This is a genomic window from Nitrospirillum guanabarense (genome assembly GCF_034653355.1).
In the GTDB taxonomy this organism is placed as follows: domain Bacteria; phylum Pseudomonadota; class Alphaproteobacteria; order Azospirillales; family Azospirillaceae; genus Nitrospirillum.
Genome location: NZ_JAYEER010000004.1, coordinates 1,315,534 through 1,334,173, shown reverse-complemented (window position 1 = coordinate 1,334,173; position 18,640 = coordinate 1,315,534). Strand labels below are relative to the sequence as shown.

16 protein-coding genes and 1 tRNA gene are annotated in these 18,640 nt (G+C 67.2%); 13 read left to right on the top strand and 4 right to left on the bottom strand.

The window, feature by feature from the left end; translation table 11 throughout:
• The first annotated feature begins 30 nt into the window (after positions 1-30).
• The 7 genes from UAA55_RS24140 to UAA55_RS24110 all read left to right on the top strand — a co-directional run bounded on the left by UAA55_RS24140 (position 31) and on the right by UAA55_RS24110 (position 7,659).
• Complete coding sequence (locus tag UAA55_RS24140) at positions 31-1,365, top strand: pyruvate dehydrogenase complex dihydrolipoamide acetyltransferase (protein WP_322955959.1); 1,335 nt, start codon at positions 31-33, stop codon at positions 1,363-1,365.
• 120 nt (positions 1,366-1,485) lie between these two features.
• Entirely contained in the window at positions 1,486-2,886 is a 1,401-nt protein-coding gene (gene lpdA / locus UAA55_RS24135; RefSeq protein WP_322955958.1) for a dihydrolipoyl dehydrogenase, read from the top strand.
• A gap of 268 nt (positions 2,887-3,154) precedes the next feature.
• Positions 3,155-4,135 (top strand): lipoyl synthase, encoded by a 981-nt coding sequence (lipA, locus tag UAA55_RS24130; protein WP_322955957.1) that lies wholly within the window; start codon positions 3,155-3,157, stop codon positions 4,133-4,135.
• Positions 4,136-4,140: 5 nt separating this feature from the next.
• Complete coding sequence (locus tag UAA55_RS24125) at positions 4,141-4,602, top strand: type II toxin-antitoxin system RatA family toxin (protein WP_145616304.1); 462 nt, start codon at positions 4,141-4,143, stop codon at positions 4,600-4,602.
• Between the two features lie 108 nt (positions 4,603-4,710).
• Entirely contained in the window at positions 4,711-4,968 is a 258-nt protein-coding gene (locus UAA55_RS24120) for a type II toxin-antitoxin system Phd/YefM family antitoxin (RefSeq protein ID WP_145616306.1), read from the top strand.
• Positions 4,969-5,001: 33 nt separating this feature from the next.
• Positions 5,002-5,409 (top strand): hypothetical protein, encoded by a 408-nt coding sequence (locus tag UAA55_RS24115; protein ID WP_322955955.1) that lies wholly within the window; start codon positions 5,002-5,004, stop codon positions 5,407-5,409.
• 105 nt (positions 5,410-5,514) lie between these two features.
• Entirely contained in the window at positions 5,515-7,659 is a 2,145-nt protein-coding gene (locus UAA55_RS24110) for a S9 family peptidase (RefSeq protein WP_322955953.1), read from the top strand.
• A 37-nt stretch (positions 7,660-7,696) separates the two neighbouring features.
• Here UAA55_RS24110 and UAA55_RS24105 read toward each other — a convergent pair whose 3' ends face one another.
• Positions 7,697-8,005 carry a hypothetical protein gene (locus UAA55_RS24105; RefSeq protein WP_322955952.1) on the bottom strand — a complete coding sequence of 103 codons (309 nt, stop codon included), beginning with the start codon at positions 8,003-8,005 and terminating at the stop codon, positions 7,697-7,699.
• A 738-nt stretch (positions 8,006-8,743) separates the two neighbouring features.
• On the opposite strand from UAA55_RS24105, the gene UAA55_RS24100 reads away from it, so the two are divergent.
• The gene (locus tag UAA55_RS24100; protein WP_322955951.1) at positions 8,744-9,490 is read left to right on the top strand and encodes an SDR family NAD(P)-dependent oxidoreductase; all 747 of its coding nucleotides are present in this window, start codon (positions 8,744-8,746) and stop codon (positions 9,488-9,490) included.
• 5 nt (positions 9,491-9,495) lie between these two features.
• Here the strand turns inward: UAA55_RS24100 and rtcR are convergent, their stop codons facing one another.
• A complete protein-coding gene (gene rtcR / locus UAA55_RS24095) occupies positions 9,496-11,088 on the bottom strand; it encodes an RNA repair transcriptional activator RtcR (protein WP_322955950.1) in 1,593 nt (530 codons plus the stop codon).
• A 251-nt stretch (positions 11,089-11,339) separates the two neighbouring features.
• On the opposite strand from rtcR, the gene UAA55_RS24090 reads away from it, so the two are divergent.
• The 4 genes from UAA55_RS24090 to rtcA all read left to right on the top strand — a co-directional run bounded on the left by UAA55_RS24090 (position 11,340) and on the right by rtcA (position 15,968).
• Positions 11,340-12,899: a vWA domain-containing protein gene (locus tag UAA55_RS24090; RefSeq protein WP_322955948.1), complete on the top strand. Its 1,560-nt coding sequence runs from the start codon at positions 11,340-11,342 to the stop codon at positions 12,897-12,899.
• A gap of 309 nt (positions 12,900-13,208) precedes the next feature.
• A tRNA-Cys gene (locus UAA55_RS24085) sits at positions 13,209-13,291 on the top strand.
• Positions 13,292-13,691: 400 nt separating this feature from the next.
• Positions 13,692-14,924 carry an RtcB family protein gene (locus UAA55_RS24080; RefSeq protein ID WP_322955947.1) on the top strand — a complete coding sequence of 411 codons (1,233 nt, stop codon included), beginning with the start codon at positions 13,692-13,694 and terminating at the stop codon, positions 14,922-14,924.
• Between the two features lie 30 nt (positions 14,925-14,954).
• The gene (gene rtcA / locus UAA55_RS24075; protein ID WP_322955946.1) at positions 14,955-15,968 is read left to right on the top strand and encodes an RNA 3'-terminal phosphate cyclase; all 1,014 of its coding nucleotides are present in this window, start codon (positions 14,955-14,957) and stop codon (positions 15,966-15,968) included.
• A gap of 16 nt (positions 15,969-15,984) precedes the next feature.
• On the opposite strand, the gene UAA55_RS24070 is transcribed toward rtcA, so the two are convergent.
• Together UAA55_RS24070 and UAA55_RS24065 are read right to left on the bottom strand one after the other, a co-directional pair.
• The gene (locus UAA55_RS24070; protein ID WP_322955945.1) at positions 15,985-16,647 is read right to left on the bottom strand and encodes a hypothetical protein; all 663 of its coding nucleotides are present in this window, start codon (positions 16,645-16,647) and stop codon (positions 15,985-15,987) included.
• A 4-nt stretch (positions 16,648-16,651) separates the two neighbouring features.
• A complete protein-coding gene (locus UAA55_RS24065; RefSeq protein ID WP_322955944.1) occupies positions 16,652-17,644 on the bottom strand; it encodes an MBL fold metallo-hydrolase in 993 nt (330 codons plus the stop codon).
• 215 nt (positions 17,645-17,859) lie between these two features.
• Between UAA55_RS24065 and UAA55_RS24060 the strand changes: the two genes are divergently transcribed.
• A complete protein-coding gene (locus UAA55_RS24060) occupies positions 17,860-18,633 on the top strand; it encodes an alpha/beta hydrolase (RefSeq protein WP_322955943.1) in 774 nt (257 codons plus the stop codon).
• Positions 18,634-18,640: the final 7 nt, after the last annotated feature.

Sequence of the window (18,640 nt, the reverse complement as noted above, 5' to 3'; positions counted from 1 at the left end):
CGCCACGGCCCCCTGGGGGAGATCAAACCCATGCCGATCGATATCCTGATGCCGGCCCTGTCGCCCACGATGACCGAGGGCAAGCTGGCCAAGTGGGTGAAGAAGGAAGGCGACACGATCAAGGCCGGTGACGTCATCGCCGAGATCGAGACCGACAAGGCCACCATGGAAGTGGAGGCCGTGGACGAGGGCACGCTGGGCAAAATCCTGGTGCCCGAGGGCACTGAGGGCGTGGCGGTGAACGCCAAGATCGCCGTTCTGCTGGAGGAAGGCGAGAGCGCCGACGCCCTGAACGCCGCGCCCAAGGCCGCCGCTACGCCGGCGCCTGCCCCCACGGCGGCCAAGACCGAAGCCGCCGCCCCGGCCCCGGCCAAGAGCGAGGCCGCCCCGTCCGCCGCCGCTCCGGCTCCGGCCGCCGCTCCGGCGCATGACGGCAAGCGCGTGTTCGCGAGCCCGCTGGCCCGCCGCATGGCCGCCCAGTCCGGCCTGGACCTGGCCAAGGTCTCCGGCACCGGCCCGTCCGGCCGCATCGTGAAGGCCGACGTGGAAGCCGCCTTGAAGGGTGGGGCCGCCAAGGCCGCCCCGGTCGCCGCCGCTGCCCCCACCGCTCCGGCCGCCGCCGCGCCGGCTCCGGCCGCTGCTCCGAAGGGCATCGACGCCAAGGCTTTGGCCGACAAGCTGGGCATGAAGTACAAGGTCCTGCCCAACAGCGGCATGCGCAAGACCATCGCCAAGCGCCTGACCGAGGCCTGGCAGACCATCCCCCACTTCGGCCTGCAGGTCGATTGCGAGATCGACGCCCTGCTGGCGCTGCGCGCCCAGCTGAACGAGAAGTCGGGCGAGAAGGTGTCGGTCAACGACTTCGTCGTGAAGGCCGTGGCCGTCGCCCTGCGCAAGGTGCCGGAGGCCAACGTCTCCTGGCATGAGGATGGCATCCTGCAGTACGAGGGCGTGGACGTCTCCGTGGCCGTGGCCACCGACGGCGGCCTGATCACCCCCATCGTGAAGAACGCCGACCAGAAGGGCCTGGCCACCATCTCCGCCGAGGTGAAGTCCCTGGCCGCCAAGGCCAAGGAAGGCAAGCTGAAGCCCGAGGAGTTCCAGGGCGGCACCTTCAGCGTGTCCAACCTGGGCATGTTCGGGATCAAGAGCTTCACCTCCATCATCAACCCGCCGCAGAGCTGCATCCTGTCCGTGGGTGCCGGTGAGAAGCGGCCGGTGGTGAAGGGCGACGCCCTGGCCGTGGCCACGGTCATGAGCCTGACGCTGACGGTGGACCACCGCTCGGTCGATGGGGCCGTGGGTGCGAAGTACCTGCAAGTCCTGAAGAAGCTGATCGAGGACCCCATCACGCTGATGCTGTGATGCCGCATCCCCGGAAGCGCCCGCCGCTTCCGGGGACTTCTCCTGTCGTTGACCAAAAGCGCAGGGCGAGCGCCCCACGGGTTGGGCGGTCCCGGCGCCTTTTGAAGGGAACAGACCGAAATGGCCGATACCGAATTCGACGTGCTGGTCCTGGGCGCCGGCCCCGGCGGTTATGTCGCCGCCATCCGCGCCGCCCAGCTGGGGCTGAAGGCCGCGGTGGTGGAACGTGAACACCTGGGTGGCATCTGCCTGAACTGGGGCTGCATTCCGACCAAGGCCCTGCTGCGCTCCGCCGAGATCTACGGCTACATGAAGCACGCCGACGCCTACGGCTTGACCGTCAGCGGCGTGGGCTTCGACCTGCCCAAGGTGGTGAAGCGCTCCCGCCAGGTGGCGAACCAGCTGTCGGCCGGCGTCAAGGGCCTGCTGAAGAAGAACAAGGTGCCGGTGTTCGACGGCACCGGCAAGCTGGCCGGCGGCGGCAAGGTCACCGTGACCGCCAAGGACGGTGCCAGCCAGACCCTGGCGGCCAAGCACATCATCATCGCGACGGGCGCCCGCGCCCGTTCCCTGCCGGGCCTGGAGCCGGACGGCAAGTTCGTCTGGTCGTACAAGGAGGCGCTGGTCCCCGACACCATGCCGAAGTCGCTGCTGGTCGTGGGATCCGGCGCCATCGGCATCGAATTCGCCAGCTTCTTCCGCACCCTGGGTGCTGAGGTGACGGTGGTGGAGGTCATGGACCGCGTCCTGCCGGTGGAGGATGAGGAAATCTCCGCCTTCGCCCGCAAGCAGTTCGAAAAGCAGGGCATGAAGATCATCACCGGCGGCAAGGTGACCAAGCTGGACAAGGGCGCCACCACGGTCACCGCCCATGTCGAGGTGGGCGGCAAGGTGGAGACCCTGACGGTGGAGCGTGTCATCACCGCCGTCGGCATCCAGGCCAACACCGAGAACATCGGCCTGGAAAACACCAAGGTGAAGCTGGACCGCGGTCACATCGTGACCGACGGCTACCTGCGCACGGACGAGCCGGGCGTCTACGCCATCGGCGACGTGGCCGGCGCCCCCTGGCTGGCGCACAAGGCCAGCCATGAAGGCGTGATCTGCGTGGAGAAGATCGCCGGCGTGAAGGACGTCCACCCGATGGACAAGCTGAACATCCCGGGCTGCACCTACTGCAACCCGCAGGTGGCCAGCGTCGGCTTGACCGAAGCCAAGGCCAAGGCCGCCGGCTATGAGATCAAGGTCGGCCGCTTCCCCTTCATCGGCAACGGCAAGGCCATCGCCCTGGGCGAGGCCGAGGGCCTGGTGAAGACGGTGTTCGACGCCAAGACCGGCGAGCTGCTGGGCGCCCACATGGTGGGGGCCGAGGTGACGGAGCTGATCCAGGGCTACGTCGTCGGCAAGACCCTGGAGACCACCGAGGCCGAGCTGATGCACACCATCTTCGCCCACCCGACCCTGTCGGAAATGATGCATGAGTTGGTGCTGGCCGCCTACGGCCGCGCGATTCATTATTAAGCATTCCCTCAGATGCCGGGCGCCCGCATCCGCGGGCTTGGCTTCCTCAGTTTTCAGTCCACTGCGTTCCCCGAAAACTTCCGGCGGATGCAGTCGCATCCTACAACGGCATGAGGTTCCGCCTCATGCCGTTGGTGTGAGGCCTGGGGCTTGGGGGTTCTGATATTGGGGGCCGGGGCGGGTGGTGCATGCGTGGGGTTCGCCCGGCGCACTTGGCCTTCCGCTCCGGCCCCCTTATGTTTCAGGAAACATTCGTTTCAAAGGCTGCATGCCCATGACCGCCGACAAGATCCGCCATCCGGAAAAGCAGAACCGCCCGGACAACCCCATTCAGCGCAAGCCGGAATGGTTGCGGGTGAAGGCCCCGGCCGGCGGCGTGTTCAACGAGACGCGCAACCTGATGCGCGGCCTGAAGCTGAACACGGTGTGTGAGGAGGCGGCGTGCCCCAACATTGGGGAATGCTGGAAGCAGCGCCACGCCACCTTCATGATCCTGGGCGCCGTCTGCACCCGCGCCTGCGCCTTCTGCAACGTGGCCACCGGCCGCCCGGACCTGCTGGACCCGCATGAGCCCGACAACGTGGCGGAGGCCGTGGCGCGGCTGAAGCTGCAGCACGTCGTGGTCACCTCCGTCGACCGCGACGACCTGCCCGACGGCGGTGCCGAGCATTTCGCCCGCACCATCCGCGCCATCCGCCGCGAGGCGCCAGAGGCCACCATCGAGGTGCTGACGCCCGACTTCATGAAGAAGCAGGGCGCCATCGAGACGGTGGTGGAGGCCCGCCCCGACGTCTTCAACCATAACCTGGAGACGGTGCCGCGCCTGTACCCGGGCATCCGCCCCGGCGCCCGCTATTTCACCTCGCTGTCGCTGCTGTCGCGGGTGCGCGAGCTGGACCCCAGCATCTTCACCAAGTCCGGTATCATGGTCGGCCTGGGCGAGACCAAGGAAGAGGTGGGCCAGGTCATGGACGACCTGCGCGCGGCGGATGTGGATTTCATCACCATCGGCCAGTACCTGGCGCCCACGCCCAAGCATGCGCCGGTGGACCGTTTCGTTACCCCGGATGAGTTCGCCAGCTATGCAACCATGGCCCGGGGCAAGGGTTTCCTGATGGTGTCCAGCTCCCCGCTGACCCGCAGCAGCCATCACGCCGGCGACGATTTCGTCAAGCTGCGCGAAGCCCGCGAGGCCAAGCTGGCCGGCCGTCCGCTGCCTGTAGCTGCCGCCGAAGCCGCCGCCGAGTAAGCCTCATGCCCACGCATGCCGAGAAGCGCGTCCTGCCCTACACGCCGGAACAGCTGTTCCAGCTGGTGGCGGACGTGGAGAAGTATCCGGAGTTCCTGCCCTGGGCGGTGGCGGCCCGCATCCGTCGCCGCGAGGGCAACACCTTCTGGGCCGACCTGGTGATCGGCTTCAAGATGGTGCGGGAGCGCTTCACCTCCAAGGTGGTGCTGAGCGAGCCCGGCCGGCGCATCGACGTGGCCTATACCGAGGGTCCGTTCCACTACCTGAACAACCACTGGATCTTCGAGCCGCACGCCGACGGCTGCCTGCTGGACTTCTACGTGGATTTCGAGTTCCGCAACCTCATCCTGCAGAAGATCATCGGTGCCCTGTTCGGCGAAGCCGTGCGCCGCATGGTCGCCGCCTTCGAGGCCCGGGCGCACCAGCTGTACGGCGCGCCCGGCGGCCGGCCGGTGAACGCCGTCTAAGGCGGGGCGGACTTTCGGACTGATTGACTGTTCAGGGCGTCCCACCCATTTGCTCGTTATGGGCAAATTGCATAAACTGCTCAGATCGACGCGGTGGGAGCGGTGGAAATGCTAAAGGTATCGGCGACTGACTTTCAGCGCGATATTGGGCGCTATCAGGACATCGCCCAGCGTGAACCGGTGGCGGTCATCCGTGACGGCCGGGAGCCGACCATTCTGATTTCCACTGAGGAATATGCACGTCTCAAACGACGCGATCGGCAAGTACTCGCGCTGAGTGACTTCACGGATGCCGACATTGAGGCGTTGGAGCGCTCGCGTCCCGACCCACGGGCCGCGACATTCGACGCTGAAAATCCTCATTGATCTGTGGCTTTTCCAAAACCGACGCAGGGGCTGGTGCTGCGCTACAGTTATTTGTGGCGACGGGAGTATTTGCGCGGCCAGGATGAAGGCAGCAAAGATCGGCCGTGTGCTGTCATTCTTGTGACGACCACGCAGGACGGCGATGAAGTGGTGACGGTTCTCCCGGTCACGCATTCATTCCCTTCCAACCCCGATCACGCAGTTGAAATTCCACCCGCCACGAAGCACCGATTGGGCTTGGATGGCGAGCGGTCATGGGTGGTCCTTACCGAAGCCAACCGCTTTGTCTGGCCGGGGCCCGATCTGCGGCCACTACGTCCCGGCGACGCAGCCAGCGTTGTCTACGGGCTGTTGCCTTACAGCTTGATGGACACGATCCGTCTCAAATTCATTGCGTTGTTGAAGGCGAACCGCGAAGCCATCGTGCATCGGACCGAGTAGGTGGTCTGGACGCGACGACTTAACCCAGGCTTAAATTTTGATACAGCCTCACCTCCCTGGTATGGTTACCCCCAACGTGGGAACCATAAACAGGCAGGGATGGGAATGAGGCATTCTGTGACGCGCGTGCTGGCGGGCGCGCTGTTGGCTGGTTGCGCCTTCACCGCTTTGGGCGCCTCGGCGCAGACGGTTGAAAAGAAGCCGATCACGCATGAGACCTTGTGGATGATGAAGCGCGTGGGCGCGCCCATCACCAGTCCCAACGGCAAGTGGGTGCTGTTCTCCGTGGTCGAGCCCTCGTACGAGCAGGACAAGTCGGTTACCGACCTGTGGCTGGTGCCGACTGACGGCAGCGCCGCCCCCCGGCGCCTGACCAACACCAAGGGCGGCGAGAACGACCCCGTCTGGTCGCCCGACAGCGGCAGCATGGCCTTCGCCGCCAAGCGGGAGGGCGATGAGGTCGAGCAGATCTACGTGCTGGACCTGGCCCAGGGCGGGGAGGCGCGGCGCGTCACCACCGTTTCCACCGGTGCCAGCCATCCCCAATGGCGCCCCGACGGCAAGGCCATCCTGTTCGAGAGCCGCGTCTTTCCCGGCGCCACGGACGATGAGGCCAACAAGAAGATCGCGGCGGAGCGCAAGGCGCGGAAATACAACGTCCGCACCTATGAGCATTTCCCGGTGCGCTATTGGAACGAATGGCTGGACGACCGGCAGCCGACGGTGATGGTGCAGGGGCTGGAGCCGGGTGCCGTGGCCCGGGACGTCCTGTCGCCCACGGCTTTCGCCCACACCGACGGCTTCAGCGGCATGCAGGGGGAGAGCAGTGTGTCGCTGTCCCCCATCTGGAGCCCGGACGGCGGCGAGATCATCTTCGAGGCGACGCAGGCGCGCTGGAACGCCGCCTTCGCCCATGTGCCCTATCATCTCTACCGCATCCCGGCGGCGGGCGGGGCGGAGCCGCGAGAGATCACGGCGGCGCCCGGCGGCTATGGCCACGCGGCCTTCAGCCCGGACGGCAAGAATCTCTACTTCACCCACATGCCGCAGAACGATGAGGTGTACAACCTGCCGCGCCTCTCCCGGGTGGCCTGGCCGGCCGGTGGTGCCGCCACCCTGGTGGCGCGCGACTTCGACCGCCAACCGACGCAGTACGCCCTGTCGCCCGACAGCCGCACCGTCTATCTGCTGGCGCCCGACGGCGCGTCGGAGAACCTGTACAGCGTGCCGGCCGAGGGCGGTAAACCCGCCCTGGTGGCCCAGCCCAAGGTCGGCGGCTATACCGCGCTGTCCCTGCCCAAGTCGGGCAAGCTCCAGTTGATCGCCCAGTACGGCAGCTCGGTGAACCCGGCGGAGATCGTGAAGATCGATCCCAATGGGAAGGCCAGCGGGATGGAAGGCGAGAAGGGGGGCCATACCAACCTGACCACCATCGACACCGCTGTCGCCGCCGGTATCGATTGGCAGCCGCCGCAGCACTTCACCGTCACCTCGGCCAAGGGGCGGACCATCCACAGCATGATCGTGCTGCCGCCCCATTTCGATCCCAACAAGAAGTACCCGCTGTTCGTCTTCATCCACGGCGGGGCGGCCAGCAACAACCCGGACCAGATCGGCCTGCGCTGGAACTATCACCTGCTGGCGGCCAGCGCGGGCGGCACCGTCGTCCTGATGACGGACTACACCGGTTCCACCGGCTTCGGCGAGGCCTTCGCCCAGGCCATCAAGCTGGACCCGCTGAAGACCCCGGCCGATGAGATCAACCAGGCGGCGGACGAGGCCATCAGGCGCTTCCCCTTCATCGACGCCAGTCGCCAGTGCGCCGGCGGCGCCAGCTATGGCGGCCACCTGACCAACTGGCTGGAGGCGACCACCACCCGTTACCGCTGCCTGGTCAGCCACGCCGGTGAGGTCGATTTGCTGACCCAGTGGGGCGAGAGCGACGGCATTTACAACCGCGAGGTCAACAACGGCGGCCCGCCCTGGGAAGGCAACGCCATCTGGCGCGAGCAGAGCCCCATCACCTACGCCGCCAACTGGAAGACGCCCATGCTGATGAGCATCGGCGAGCGCGACTACCGCGTGCCCCTGGGCAACACGCTGGAGGCCTGGGCGGTGCTGCAGCACCAGCACGTGCCCAGCCGGCTGCTGGTCTGGCCCGACGCCTGGCACTGGATCACCAAGCCCGAGGACAGCCGGCACTTCTACCAGGAGGTGGGGGACTGGCTGGCCAAGTATTTGAAGGAGTGATCGGGGAAGGGGCCTGTCCGGTGGGATCGGTCCTTTTTCAATCGTCCAGGAACAAGTCGCTACCGACGATGCCAAGCTTGGGGAAGTTCATTTGGAAGCTGCTGCTGCCAGCAGTGAATTCGCTGGCGACATGGCGTGCATGGGCGGTGATATGGGGAAGAATAAGTATGTCCTTATCGAAGGCGTTCACCTTGCCGACGTTCAGGTAGGGAGCCAGCACACGGCGGACATAGGCACGGTCCAGTATCGTCGACGAGGCCGTCGTTAGCGCCAGCGGAAAGCCAAAAAGCATCCACGTAAATGATGGCATTAGGGAAGGCCCGGGCGCCATCTTGCACCAGCCCATCGATATTATTCCGGTGGGCGAAGTTCAGAAGAATGGTGTCCACCTGTTCCGGCATGTGGCCGACAGTGTGAAGACGCTCCCGCAAGGGGGTGGGGACGCTATTGTTTATGGACAGGATGAGGTGTCCATCACCGTGGATCAGGGCCGCAGCGCTGGTCAGGGGTCGGAAGGCGAAATCCATGGCTCCCTGCTGGGAAGATCCCGGAAGCACAAAGGGCGCGGGTGATTGGGAATATGCCGGGCTGCTCAGCGTGACCAAGGCTATTGCCGCCGCTACGAAAAGCCCTTTGGTACAGGAGAGTATGACGGCCTCCCTGAGGATTAGACCAAGCCCAGGGCCGTGAAGGCTCAAATGACTGCTTTGCCCTGTTGAAGATCGTTTAACTCGTGATACCCGCCCACTCCAGCCTAAATTGCTGCAGGTACTTCCGCAACTGATCCGCGTCATTCGACGATGCGCGGCGGATGTGCGAGGCGCTGAACAGGGCGCGACCGGCCTTCTGACAGGCTGCGGCAAACGCGGATGACTTCGGCCAGCCGCATGCGGTCGAAGAGGGCGAGGGCGTCAAGCGTGTCGGCGTCGGCAGGGCGGCTAGGCCGTTGTCGGCGGGGGGCTGGCCCCGCAGGTGGCGCAGGCGACCTCACCTTAAGGCTAGGGACTGATCCTTTTCGCCGTCTTACGCGTACCGCTCACGACCTCTGGTCCACCCGGGCCAGCGGCCTAGTGGCGTGGTCGGGATGCGTGAGGGTGACGGGATGATGGGCTACAACGGTTCGGCGCCGGACGGATGCGCTGTAGTGGTCGGGGCAGGAGGGCTGGGCCGGGCCCTGGCCGTCGCGTTGGAGGAACGTGGCGCCCATGCCCATGTGATCCTGACCGGCAGGCGGGAGGACCCGCCCTGCGACATCACCGACGAATGCGCGGTGGCCGCCCTGGCCCGGCGGGTGTGGGACACGGGCCTGTCCCTGCGCACCGTCATCGTCGCGACGGGTTTCCTGCACGGGCCGGGGCCGGAGCCGTATCAGCCCTTCGCCCCGGAGAAGACCTGGCGCCAGCTGGACCCCGCCCACATGGCGCACGCCTTCGCCGTCAACACCATCGGCCCGGCGCTGCTGGCCAAGCACCTGCTGCCCCTGTTCCCGGCCAGCCGGCGCTGCGTTTTCGCCGCCCTGTCCGCCAAGGTCGGCTCCATCGCCGACAACAGCGCCGGCGGCTGGTACGCCTATCGCGCCAGCAAGGCCGCGCTGAACCAGATCGTCCGCACCGCGGCCATCGAGTTGGCCCGCACCCGTCCCCTGTCGCTCTGCGTCGCCGTCCACCCCGGCACCGTGGACACGCCCCTGTCGGCCCCCTTCGCCAAGACCGGCCTGGAGGTGCGCAAGCCGGACCGGGCGGCATCGCAGATCCTGGACATGCTGGACCGCCTGACCACGGACGACACCGGCCGCTTCTGGGCGTACGACGGGCGGGAACTGCCGTGGTGACGGACTCAGTCCGCCCCCAGGGCCGCCCACTCCAACCCGAACCGCTGCAGATACTTCCGCAGCCGGTCGGCGTCGTTCGATGAGGCGCGGCGGGTGCGCGACGCGCTGAACAGGGTGCGGCCGGCTTCCGATAGGCTGCGGCAGTTGCGGCAGACGCGGATAACCTCGGCCAGTTGCACCCGGTCGAAGGGGTCGAGGGTGGCTAGGATGTCGGCGGCCAGTAGGGTGGCCAAGCCGTCATCCGGCGCGGCGGGCCCCCACAGGCGGCGTAGACGGGCGATCTCTTGCTCCACCATGTCCTGGTCGATGCGGGCCGAGGGGGCCAAGGTGGCCATGCGGGTGACGCTGGCGGCGAGATCGCGGAAGTTGCCTGGCCAGGGCGCGTCGGGACCGGTGGCGAAGGCCAGGTAGCGCGCCCGCGCCTCCTTGTTGAAGGTCACGCGCTGGCCGTCGCGCTGGGCATGGCGGTCCAGTTCATAGTCCAGGTTGGGCTCGATATCCTCCCGCCGCTGGGCCAGGCCGGGCAGGGTGAAGGTCCACAGGTTCAGGCGGGCGTAGAGGTCGTCGCGAAAGGCGCCTTTGGCCACGCTGGAGCCTAAGTCGCGGTTGGTGCCGGCGATCAGCTGGAAGTCCGACGCCACCTCTTTGTCCGAGCCCACGGGCAGGAAGCGCTTGTCCTCGATGGCGCGCAGGATCATGGCCTGCTCGTCCAGGCCCAGTTCCCCGATCTCATCCAGGAACAGCATGCCGGTGTCGGCGGCGCGCAGCAGGCCGGGCCGGTCGCTGACGGCGCCGGTGAAGGCGCCCTTGCGGTGGCCGAACAGGGCGGACATGGCACCCTCGCCGCGAAGAGTGGCGCAGTTGACCTCCACGAACGGGCCCGCCACCTGATGCTTCAGGCGTTTCAGCTCATAGACGCGGCGGGCCAGGTGGCTCTTGCCGGCGCCGGTGGGACCCATCAGCAGCAGGGGCGCCTTGCTGCGCAGGGCCACCCGCTCAATCTCATCCACCATGCGGTTGAAGGCGGCGTTGCGCGTCTCGATGCCGGACTTCAGGAAGGAGGAGCCCTCCGCCGCCGCCGCCGCGAACCGGGTGGCGATGCTGTCATAGCGCGACAGGTCCAGGTCGATGGCGCTCCACTCCCCCGCCGGGTTGAGGCCCTCGCCCCGGGAGGGTTGGGTCTGCAGCAGGCGGCCGGGCAGGAAACGCGCCTCCGTCAGCAGGAACAGGCAGATCTGGATGACATGGGTGCCGGTGGTGATGTGGACCAGATAGTCCTCCTGCTCCGGCTCGAAGGGGAAGGCGCGGGCGAAGTCCAGCAGCTTGCCGTAGACCTCCTCGAAGTCCCACGGGTTGGTGAAGCCCAGGGTGCGCTGTTCCACCGTCGTCTCGGGGGAGACGGTGCGGATGTCCTCCACCACCTGCTCGGCCAAGCGACCGTGCCGCTCCCCATGCAGCAGCACGAAGCGGTCCACCCGCAAATCCTCATGCATGCAGATACCCACGCTGGGCCGCCATTTCTGCCAGCGGCTGGGCCCGAACTTGGCGGCGTCCAGGGTGGAGCCCAGGAAACCGATGACGGTGAGGGGGCGGGACACAGGACTTATCCGTTTTTATAAAGTCGTATCGTTTAATATCCGATTTTCTTGATCACCAAAAGAGGCTTTACGGAAGCTGATTTTGAATGATCGATGAATAATCGTTGATTATCAATATGATGTAAAATTTCTTCATCCTATCGCCGCTCTCTGGCACGGCCGTTGCTCTATATCCCTGCATCGGATCGGGGCCGCCGGAATGTGCCGGCGGCCCCTGGGGCGACAGCCCCCAGGAGAGAGGAGCGAGGACCATGGCCAACAAGCAGCTGTTCGCGTCGATGATCGCGAAACTGATGCCGGATACGCGGAACCGCGAGGGCGCGCCGGCCTACAGCTATGGTCCGGAGCACACGCTGGCCCAGCTGGCCGCCACCGGCACGCTGAATGACGGCTTCTACGGCACGGCCGAGGCCCAGTTGGCCGAGGTGCTGGCCGTGGCGAAGACCGTTGACCCGCGCTTCGTGGCCCAGGCCGCCGTCTACGCCCGTACCAAGGGGGTGATGAAGGATATGCCGGCGCTGCTGACCGCCTGGCTGACCGTGGCCGATCCCGACCTGTCGGTGGCCGTGTTCCGCCGCGTCATCGACAACGGCCGCATGCTGCGCACCTTCGTGCAGATCATGCGGTCGGGCGTGGTGGGCCGCACCTCCCTGGGGACCCGGCCCAAGCGTCTGGTGACCCAGTGGCTGGAGCAGGCCTCCATGCCCCAGCTGATGCGGGCGGCGACGGGCAATGACCCGTCGCTGGCCGACATCGTCAAGATGGTGCACCCCAAACCGGTCGACGCGACCGCCCGCGCCTTCTATGGCTGGCTGATCGGCAAGCCGTATGACGTGGCGGCGTTGCCGGCGGAAGTCGCAGCGTTCGAGGCCTGGAAACGGGATCGCACGCTGCCCCTGCCGCTGGTGCCCTTCGAATGGCTGACGGCCGAGCCGCTGGCGCCCACGCAATGGGCGGAGGTGGCGGACCGCATGGGTTGGCAGGCGCTGCGCATGAACCTGAATACCCTGGCGCGCCACGGCGCATTCGCGGTGGAGGGACTGGCGGAGCGTGTCGCCGCCCGGCTGGCGGATGCCGAAGCCATCGCCAAGGCCCGTGTCCTGCCCTATCAGCTGATGGCGGCGCGGGGAATGGTGTCCAGGGACGTGCCACCGGTGGTGGTCGCGGCGCTGGAAACGGCGCTGGAACTGTCGCTGGCGTCGGTGCCGGTTCTGCCCGGCCGGGTGGTGGTGTGCCCCGACGTGTCGGGGTCCATGACCAGTCCCATCACCGGTCATCGCAAGGGGGCGACGACGGCGGTGCGCTGCATCGATGTCGCGGCCCTGGTGGCGGCGGCGGTGATGCGGCGCAACCCCGGCACCCTGGTGCTGCCGTTCGAGACCAAGGTGGTGCCGCTGGATCTGGACCCCCGGGCCCCGGTGTCGGCGAACGCCACCAAGCTGGCCGCCATCGGCGGCGGCGGCACCACTGTTTCCGCCCCCCTGGCCTTGCTGAACGCGCAGCGGGCGGTGGCGGACCTGGTGGTGATTGTTTCGGACAACCAGTCCTGGGTCGACGCCCGGCGCCACGGCGCCACGGCGACGATGCAGGAGTGGGAACGCCTGAAGCGGCGCTGCCCCCGGGCCAAGCTGGTCTGCATCGACTTGCAGCCCTATGGCACCACCCAGGCGGTGGAGCGCCCCGACGTGATGAACGTCGGCGGCTTCTCCGACGCCGTGTTCGAAACCCTGGCCCGTTTCGCCGCCGGTTATCAGGCAGGGGGCGGAGCTGATCGGGATTGGGTTGCGGAGGTGAGCGCGACGGTCGTCTGACCGGGGATGATGCGTTGGGACGTGGCGAATGCTGGATGGGACTACATCCTGTCATGATGCCCGTGGTAGAGCGCCCGGTCCGTAAGGGCCGGGAGGTGCGGTTCGAGCCCGCCTTTGACAAGATAGCTCAAAGGGCGGTTCCGTCCCCCCTGGTCGCCACGACCCAGCCCGTCCGTCTTCGGTCACCGCCGGTGAATGCGGTGGGGAGTACATGTAAGGAAGGGCCGAAAGGCCTGCGGTTCGACTCCGCGGTCTCCCCAATGATCCTCGTCACCGGCGGTTCGGCCGTCGTGCTTTCCAACGCGAGCGGCGCTGGCGAATGCTGGCCGGACTACAGGTAGAGCGCCCGCCGCAAGGCGGGAGGTCGGCGGTTCAAACCCGCCTCCGGTGCGCCCTCGGGCAAATCGGATAGCTCAGTAACAAACGTCCGGCCATCCCTGGTCGCCAGTGTCGTTTTTCAGATCAGTCTTCCGGGCGAATGCCGTGGGGAACTACAGGGTCGCCGGTTCGAGTCCGGCCAAGCCTTCGATGGCTTGTAGCTCAGTGGGTAGAGCATGTGCCGTTTCCCGTACTCTACTCGTCGCCGTTTTTTTGAATTCCAAAGCTTGTGGCGATCCCGGGCGAATGCCGCGGGGAACTACAGGACCACGGGGTCCGCCGGTTCGAATCCGGCCGGTCCTTCCCGCGCGGAAAGATCGTAGCTCAGTTGGCAGAGCACGTGGCGATGTTTCCCGTACTCCCTCGTCGCCATCCCGCCCAAGCTGCTAAACCTAATGAAAGGACAAAAAGGGAATGACCATGAGTGAACATGGCTTCGAGGTGACGGTGGCCGACGGCGCCGTGCCCATCAAGATGTGGACCAAGGGCGTGGCCGTGGACGACCAGGCCCGGGCCCAGCTGTCGCGGGTGGCGCGCATGCCCTTCGTGTTCAAGCACGTAGCGGCCATGCCCGACGTCCATGTCGGCATCGGCGCCACCGTCGGTTCCGTCATCCCCACACTGGGCGCCATCATCCCGGCGGCGGTGGGGGTGGACATCGGCTGTGGCATGATGGCGGCCCGCACCTCGCTGGCGGCGGCCGACCTGCCGGACATCCTGGCAGGCCTGCGTACGGCCATTGAGCGCGCGGTGCCCCATGGCCGGGATGTGGGGCGGGGCCGGCGCGACAGCGGCTCCTGGGGCGATCCCCCCGCCGACATCGTGGCGGCCTGGAGCACCCTGGCGGAGCGCTTCACCCGCATCACCGCCAAATATCCCAAGCTGGCCAGCGCCAACACGCTGGCGCATCTGGGGACGCTGGGCACCGGCAACCACTTCATCGAGCTGTGCCTGGATGAAGTGGGACAGGTGTGGGTGATGCTGCATTCCGGATCGCGCGGGATCGGTAACGCCATCGGCACCTTCTTCATCGAGCTGGCGAAGAAGGACATGCGCCGCTGGTTCATCAATTTGCCGGATGAGGATTTGGCCTACTTCCCCGAGGGCACCGACCACTTCACCGACTATGTCGAGGCGGTAGGCTGGGCCCAGGATTTCGCGGCGCTGAACCGACGCATGATGATGACCAACGTCATCGCCGCGATGCGGACCGTCATCACCAAGCCGTTCGACGCGGCGATGGAGGCCATCAACTGCCACCACAACTACGTCCAGCGGGAACGTCATTTCGACCGCAACGTCCTGGTCACCCGCAAGGGGGCAGTGAACGCAGGCAGTGGGGTGATGGGCATCATCCCAGGATCCATGGGCGCCAAGTCCTTTATCGTGCGCGGCAAGGGGAACGCGGAGGCGTTCAACAGCTGCTCCCACGGGGCCGGGCGCCTGATGTCCCGGCATGAGGCCAAGCGGCGCTTCACGCTGGAGGACCACGCCCACGCGACCGAGGGGGTGGAGTGCCGCAAGGACGCCGACGTCATCGATGAGACGCCGGCTGCCTACAAGCCCATCGAGGCCGTCATGGCGGCGCAGTCCGACTTGGTGGAAATCGTCCATACATTGAAACAGGTCCTGTGTGTGAAAGGCTGAGGCGTCCGCACAGCACCGATGGGGGTGAATGTGATCATCATTGATGGATCGGAAGGTGAGGGCGGTGGGCAGGTGTTGCGCACCGCCCTGTCCCTGGCGCTGGTGACGGGCCAGGCCTTCCGCATCGACAACATCCGCGCCAAGCGGGACAAGCCGGGCCTGATGCGTCAGCATCTGACGGCGGTGGAGGCCATCTGTGCCATCAGCGGCGCCACCGCCGACGGGGCGGCCATCGGCGCCGCCGGCCTGACCTTCACGCCGGGCCGGGTGAAAGCGGGCGACTACACCTTCGCCGTGGGCACGGCCGGCAGCACGGGACTGGTGCTTCAGGCGCTGCTGCCGCCCTTGCTACTGGCCGATGGGCCGTCGCGCCTGGTGCTGGAGGGCGGGACGCACGCCTATGCGGCACCGCCCTTTGACTTCACTGTGCAGGCCTTGTTGCCGTTGTTGTCCCGCATGGGGCCGGCGGTGACGGCCACGCTGGTGCGTCCGGGGTTCTACCCGGTGGGGGGCGGCCGCGTGGAGGTGTCGGTGACCCCGGCCCCCTTGCAGCCCCAGGAGTTCGTGGAGCGCGGCGTCCTGCGGGGTGTGCGCGGCCGGGCGCTGCTGTCCAACTTGCCAGCCAACATCGCGGAACGCGAGGTGGCTGCCGCCCGCCAGGTGCTGGACTGGCCGGAGGAGGCTTGGAGCGTGGAAACGGTGGCGGAGGGGCGTGGCCCCGGCAACATCCTGATGCTGTCGGCCTGTTTCGACCAGGTGACGGAGGTGATCAGCGCTGTGGGCCGCGTCGGCTTGCGGGCGGAGGATATCGGTCGCCAGACGGCCAACCGCCTGAAGGGCTACATCGCCTCGGGCGCCTTCGCCGGGCCCTACCTGGCGGATCAGCTGCTGTTGCCCCTGGCGCTAGCCGGCGGCGGCTGTTTCACCACCGTGCGGCCGACGCAGCACAGCCTGACCGGTGCCGCCATCATCCGCCATTTCTTGGATCGGGATATCCAATTCCAGGCCCGGGAGGACGGCACGCATCTGGTAACGGTGGCGTAAGCCCCAGCCGGGGCGCCTACTTGCCCACCGTCGTCACCTTGACCGCCTTCTGTGGGCCGGCGGTGATGGTGGTGCCGGTGGCGTCGGGGATGAAGCGGATGGGCACCTCGATCTGCTTGGTGCAGGTGCGCAGGGTCCACACCTCGCGCCAGGGCGGGGATTTGCCGCCGGGGGCGGGGGTGGCCTCGCGATCCACGAAGCGGGTGTCGGCCACATACTCGCGGGCGCAGCCTTCCTCGGTGGCGCCGGGGGTGATCTTCACCAGCTGATCCACCTGCTGGATGGCGTCGCGCTGCAGCAGCACGTCGGTATGCGTGCCGCCGGGCAGCAGGGCGCCCATGCCGATGGCCTGGCCCGCCTGCTTCCAGCCGATGACGTTCAGGGTGCGGGTGCCGCCGCAGCCGGCCAGCGTCACCTGCTGGCGCCAGATGCCGGTCTGCAGCTGGCCGGCGGCATCGAACACCAGCGGCTGGAACACCGCCACGTCGGTCGACACCGTGGCCTGGGCGCTGGGGCAGGGCTCGTTCATGACCACGGCCGATTGCTGGGCCGCGGCCAGGGTCATCTGCCGCACCCCGGGATCGGCGAACAGCCGGGCAATGTTGGCCTGGTCATCGGCCAGGGCCGTGCCTGATGTCAGGAACAGGGCGAAGGCGGCGGCGATCCTGGTGCGCGTCATGGTCTCATTCCCCCAGGCTGTACTGCGCCGGTTCCCAGACATAGCTCTTGGGATCGGCTTTGCCGTCGGTGGCGTCCTTGGGACGGATGTGGCCGATGCCGGGGAAGGAGATGTGGGCGGCGGCCACCCAATAGCCGTCCTTGGCGGCCTCGGCGAAGATTTTAGCCCGTGCCTTGTACGCGGCGGGGCTGTCGCTATCGAACTGGACGGTGGTGGCCGGGGTGTCGAACTGCACCGCCGCCACATGCATCAGGTCGCCCCAGAACAGGATCTTCTGGCCCTTGCTCTCGGCGGCATAGACGGTGTGGCCGGGGGTATGGCCGTGGGCGGGGATGGCGGTGATGCCGGGGAACAGCGATGTCACGCCATCGAAAGCCTTCAGCTTGCCGGCGGCGGCGTAGACGTCCAGCAGCCTGTGGGCGGCGGCGAAGCCACCCCGCTTGTCGGCCGGCGCCTTGGCCTCGGCCTCCGCGTTCAGCCAATGGCCCTTCTCCGCCGCGTCGACATAGACGGTGGCGTTGGGGAAGTTTATGTGGCCGTCGGTGGTCAGGCCGCCGATGTGGTCGCCGTGCATGTGGGTGATCAGGATGGCGTCCACCTGGTCGGGCGTGTAGCCCGCGGCCTTCAGATTGGCCACCAGGTGGCTGGGCGCCTGTGGACCCAGCAGGCCATTGGCGCCGGTGTCGACCAGGATCAGCTGCGCGCCGGTGTTGATCAGGAAGGCGTTGACCGAGGTCGGGGTCGGGCTGGGCTGGTGGTTGCGCGCCAGGGCGGCCCGCACCGTCTCCGGCGTGGTGTTGGTCATCAGCGTGTCGATGGGCAGCGTGGCCACCGTGTCGTTCAGCGCCGTGATCTCGAAATCGCCCAGCATCAGGCGATAATAGCCCGGCGCCTGGGTCTTCACCTGCGGGGCGGCGGCCTGGGCCACCGGGGACAGGGATGGCGACAGCGGGACGGCGGCCAAGGCCAGGGCCAAGCCGAGGGAACGCAAGGACATGGGGAGCGGGCTCCAGAAGGCAGGTGAGGCCGGCGGCGGACGCCACCGCCGGCCCAGACTATTGCCCCGGCCTTCGGCTTATGCAACTGAGGGAAAACCTTTATGCCGCTTTCTCCACCGCCGCCCTGCGCGTCCTCGCGCTGGCCGTGGCGATTGACGACCCACCATGGACAGCCCAAGCTTGACCTCCGGGGAAGCCAAGGGCGGTGGCGCGGATGCAGGGACGTGTCGTGGGAATGGTGGCCTGTCTGCTGTTGCTCATGCCGCGGCCCGCGCCGGCGGACGATCTGGTGCATCTGACGGCGCGCCCGCCGGTCTCGCCCGCGACGGTGGCGGTGCGGCTCGGCCCCCTGCGGCTGGGCGACGGCGTGGTCTACGCCCCCAAGTCCTATCAGCCGGGCCAACCCCTGCCGCTGCTGGTGATGCTGCACGGCGCCAGCCAGCGAGGCGCCGACATGGTGCTGCGCCTGGCGCAGGTGGCGGAGGCGCGCGGCGTGTTGATCGCGGCGCCGGACTCCGGGGACTACACCTGGGACATGCTGGCCGCGCGCAAACGGGAGACCGACGAGCGCTGGGGGCCCCGCTACGGCAATGATCCGGCGCGCATCGATGCCTTCCTGGCCTTGGTCTTCGTCCGCTACGCCGTGGATCCGGCCCGGGTTGCCCTGGCCGGATTCTCCGATGGGGCGACCTACGCGCTGTCGCTGGGACCGGAAAACCTGGGTCTGTTTCACACCCTGATCGCGTTTTCCCCCGGCCGCATCGCGCCGCCGCATGGTCGCGCGGATACGGGTGACGGTCAGGCCCGGGTCTTCATCAGCCACGGCAAGGCCGACCGCGTGCTGCCGTTGGAGGAGACGGCGCGCACCACCGTGCCGGCGCTGAGGCGACGGGATTTCCAGGTGGAGTTCCTGGTGTTCGACGGCGGGCACGCCATGCCGCCGGAGGTGGTGGACGGGGCGTTCGACTGGTGGCTGGGGCGGTCCTGAGGGGCGG

Bases quoted from the DNA above. Each gene is read 5' to 3' on its own strand.
- UAA55_RS24125 (WP_145616304.1), top strand. From the start codon at position 4,141: ATGCCCACGCATGCCGAGAAGCGCGTCCTGCCCTACACGCCGGAACAG.
- UAA55_RS24080 (WP_322955947.1), top strand. From the start codon at position 13,692: ATGACCATGAGTGAACATGGCTTCGAGGTGACGGTGGCCGACGGCGCC.
- UAA55_RS24105 (WP_322955952.1), bottom strand. From the start codon at position 8,005: ATGGGCTGGTGCAAGATGGCGCCCGGGCCTTCCCTAATGCCATCATTT.
- UAA55_RS24110 (WP_322955953.1), top strand. From the start codon at position 5,515: ATGAGGCATTCTGTGACGCGCGTGCTGGCGGGCGCGCTGTTGGCTGGT.
- UAA55_RS24090 (WP_322955948.1), top strand. From the start codon at position 11,340: ATGGCCAACAAGCAGCTGTTCGCGTCGATGATCGCGAAACTGATGCCG.
- UAA55_RS24140 (WP_322955959.1), top strand. From the start codon at position 31: ATGCCGATCGATATCCTGATGCCGGCCCTGTCGCCCACGATGACCGAG.
- UAA55_RS24120 (WP_145616306.1), top strand. From the start codon at position 4,711: ATGCTAAAGGTATCGGCGACTGACTTTCAGCGCGATATTGGGCGCTAT.
- lpdA (WP_322955958.1), top strand. From the start codon at position 1,486: ATGGCCGATACCGAATTCGACGTGCTGGTCCTGGGCGCCGGCCCCGGC.
- UAA55_RS24070 (WP_322955945.1), bottom strand. From the start codon at position 16,647: ATGACGCGCACCAGGATCGCCGCCGCCTTCGCCCTGTTCCTGACATCA.
- UAA55_RS24065 (WP_322955944.1), bottom strand. From the start codon at position 17,644: ATGTCCTTGCGTTCCCTCGGCTTGGCCCTGGCCTTGGCCGCCGTCCCG.
- UAA55_RS24060 (WP_322955943.1), top strand. From the start codon at position 17,860: ATGCAGGGACGTGTCGTGGGAATGGTGGCCTGTCTGCTGTTGCTCATG.
- UAA55_RS24100 (WP_322955951.1), top strand. From the start codon at position 8,744: ATGCGTGAGGGTGACGGGATGATGGGCTACAACGGTTCGGCGCCGGAC.
- lipA (WP_322955957.1), top strand. From the start codon at position 3,155: ATGCCCATGACCGCCGACAAGATCCGCCATCCGGAAAAGCAGAACCGC.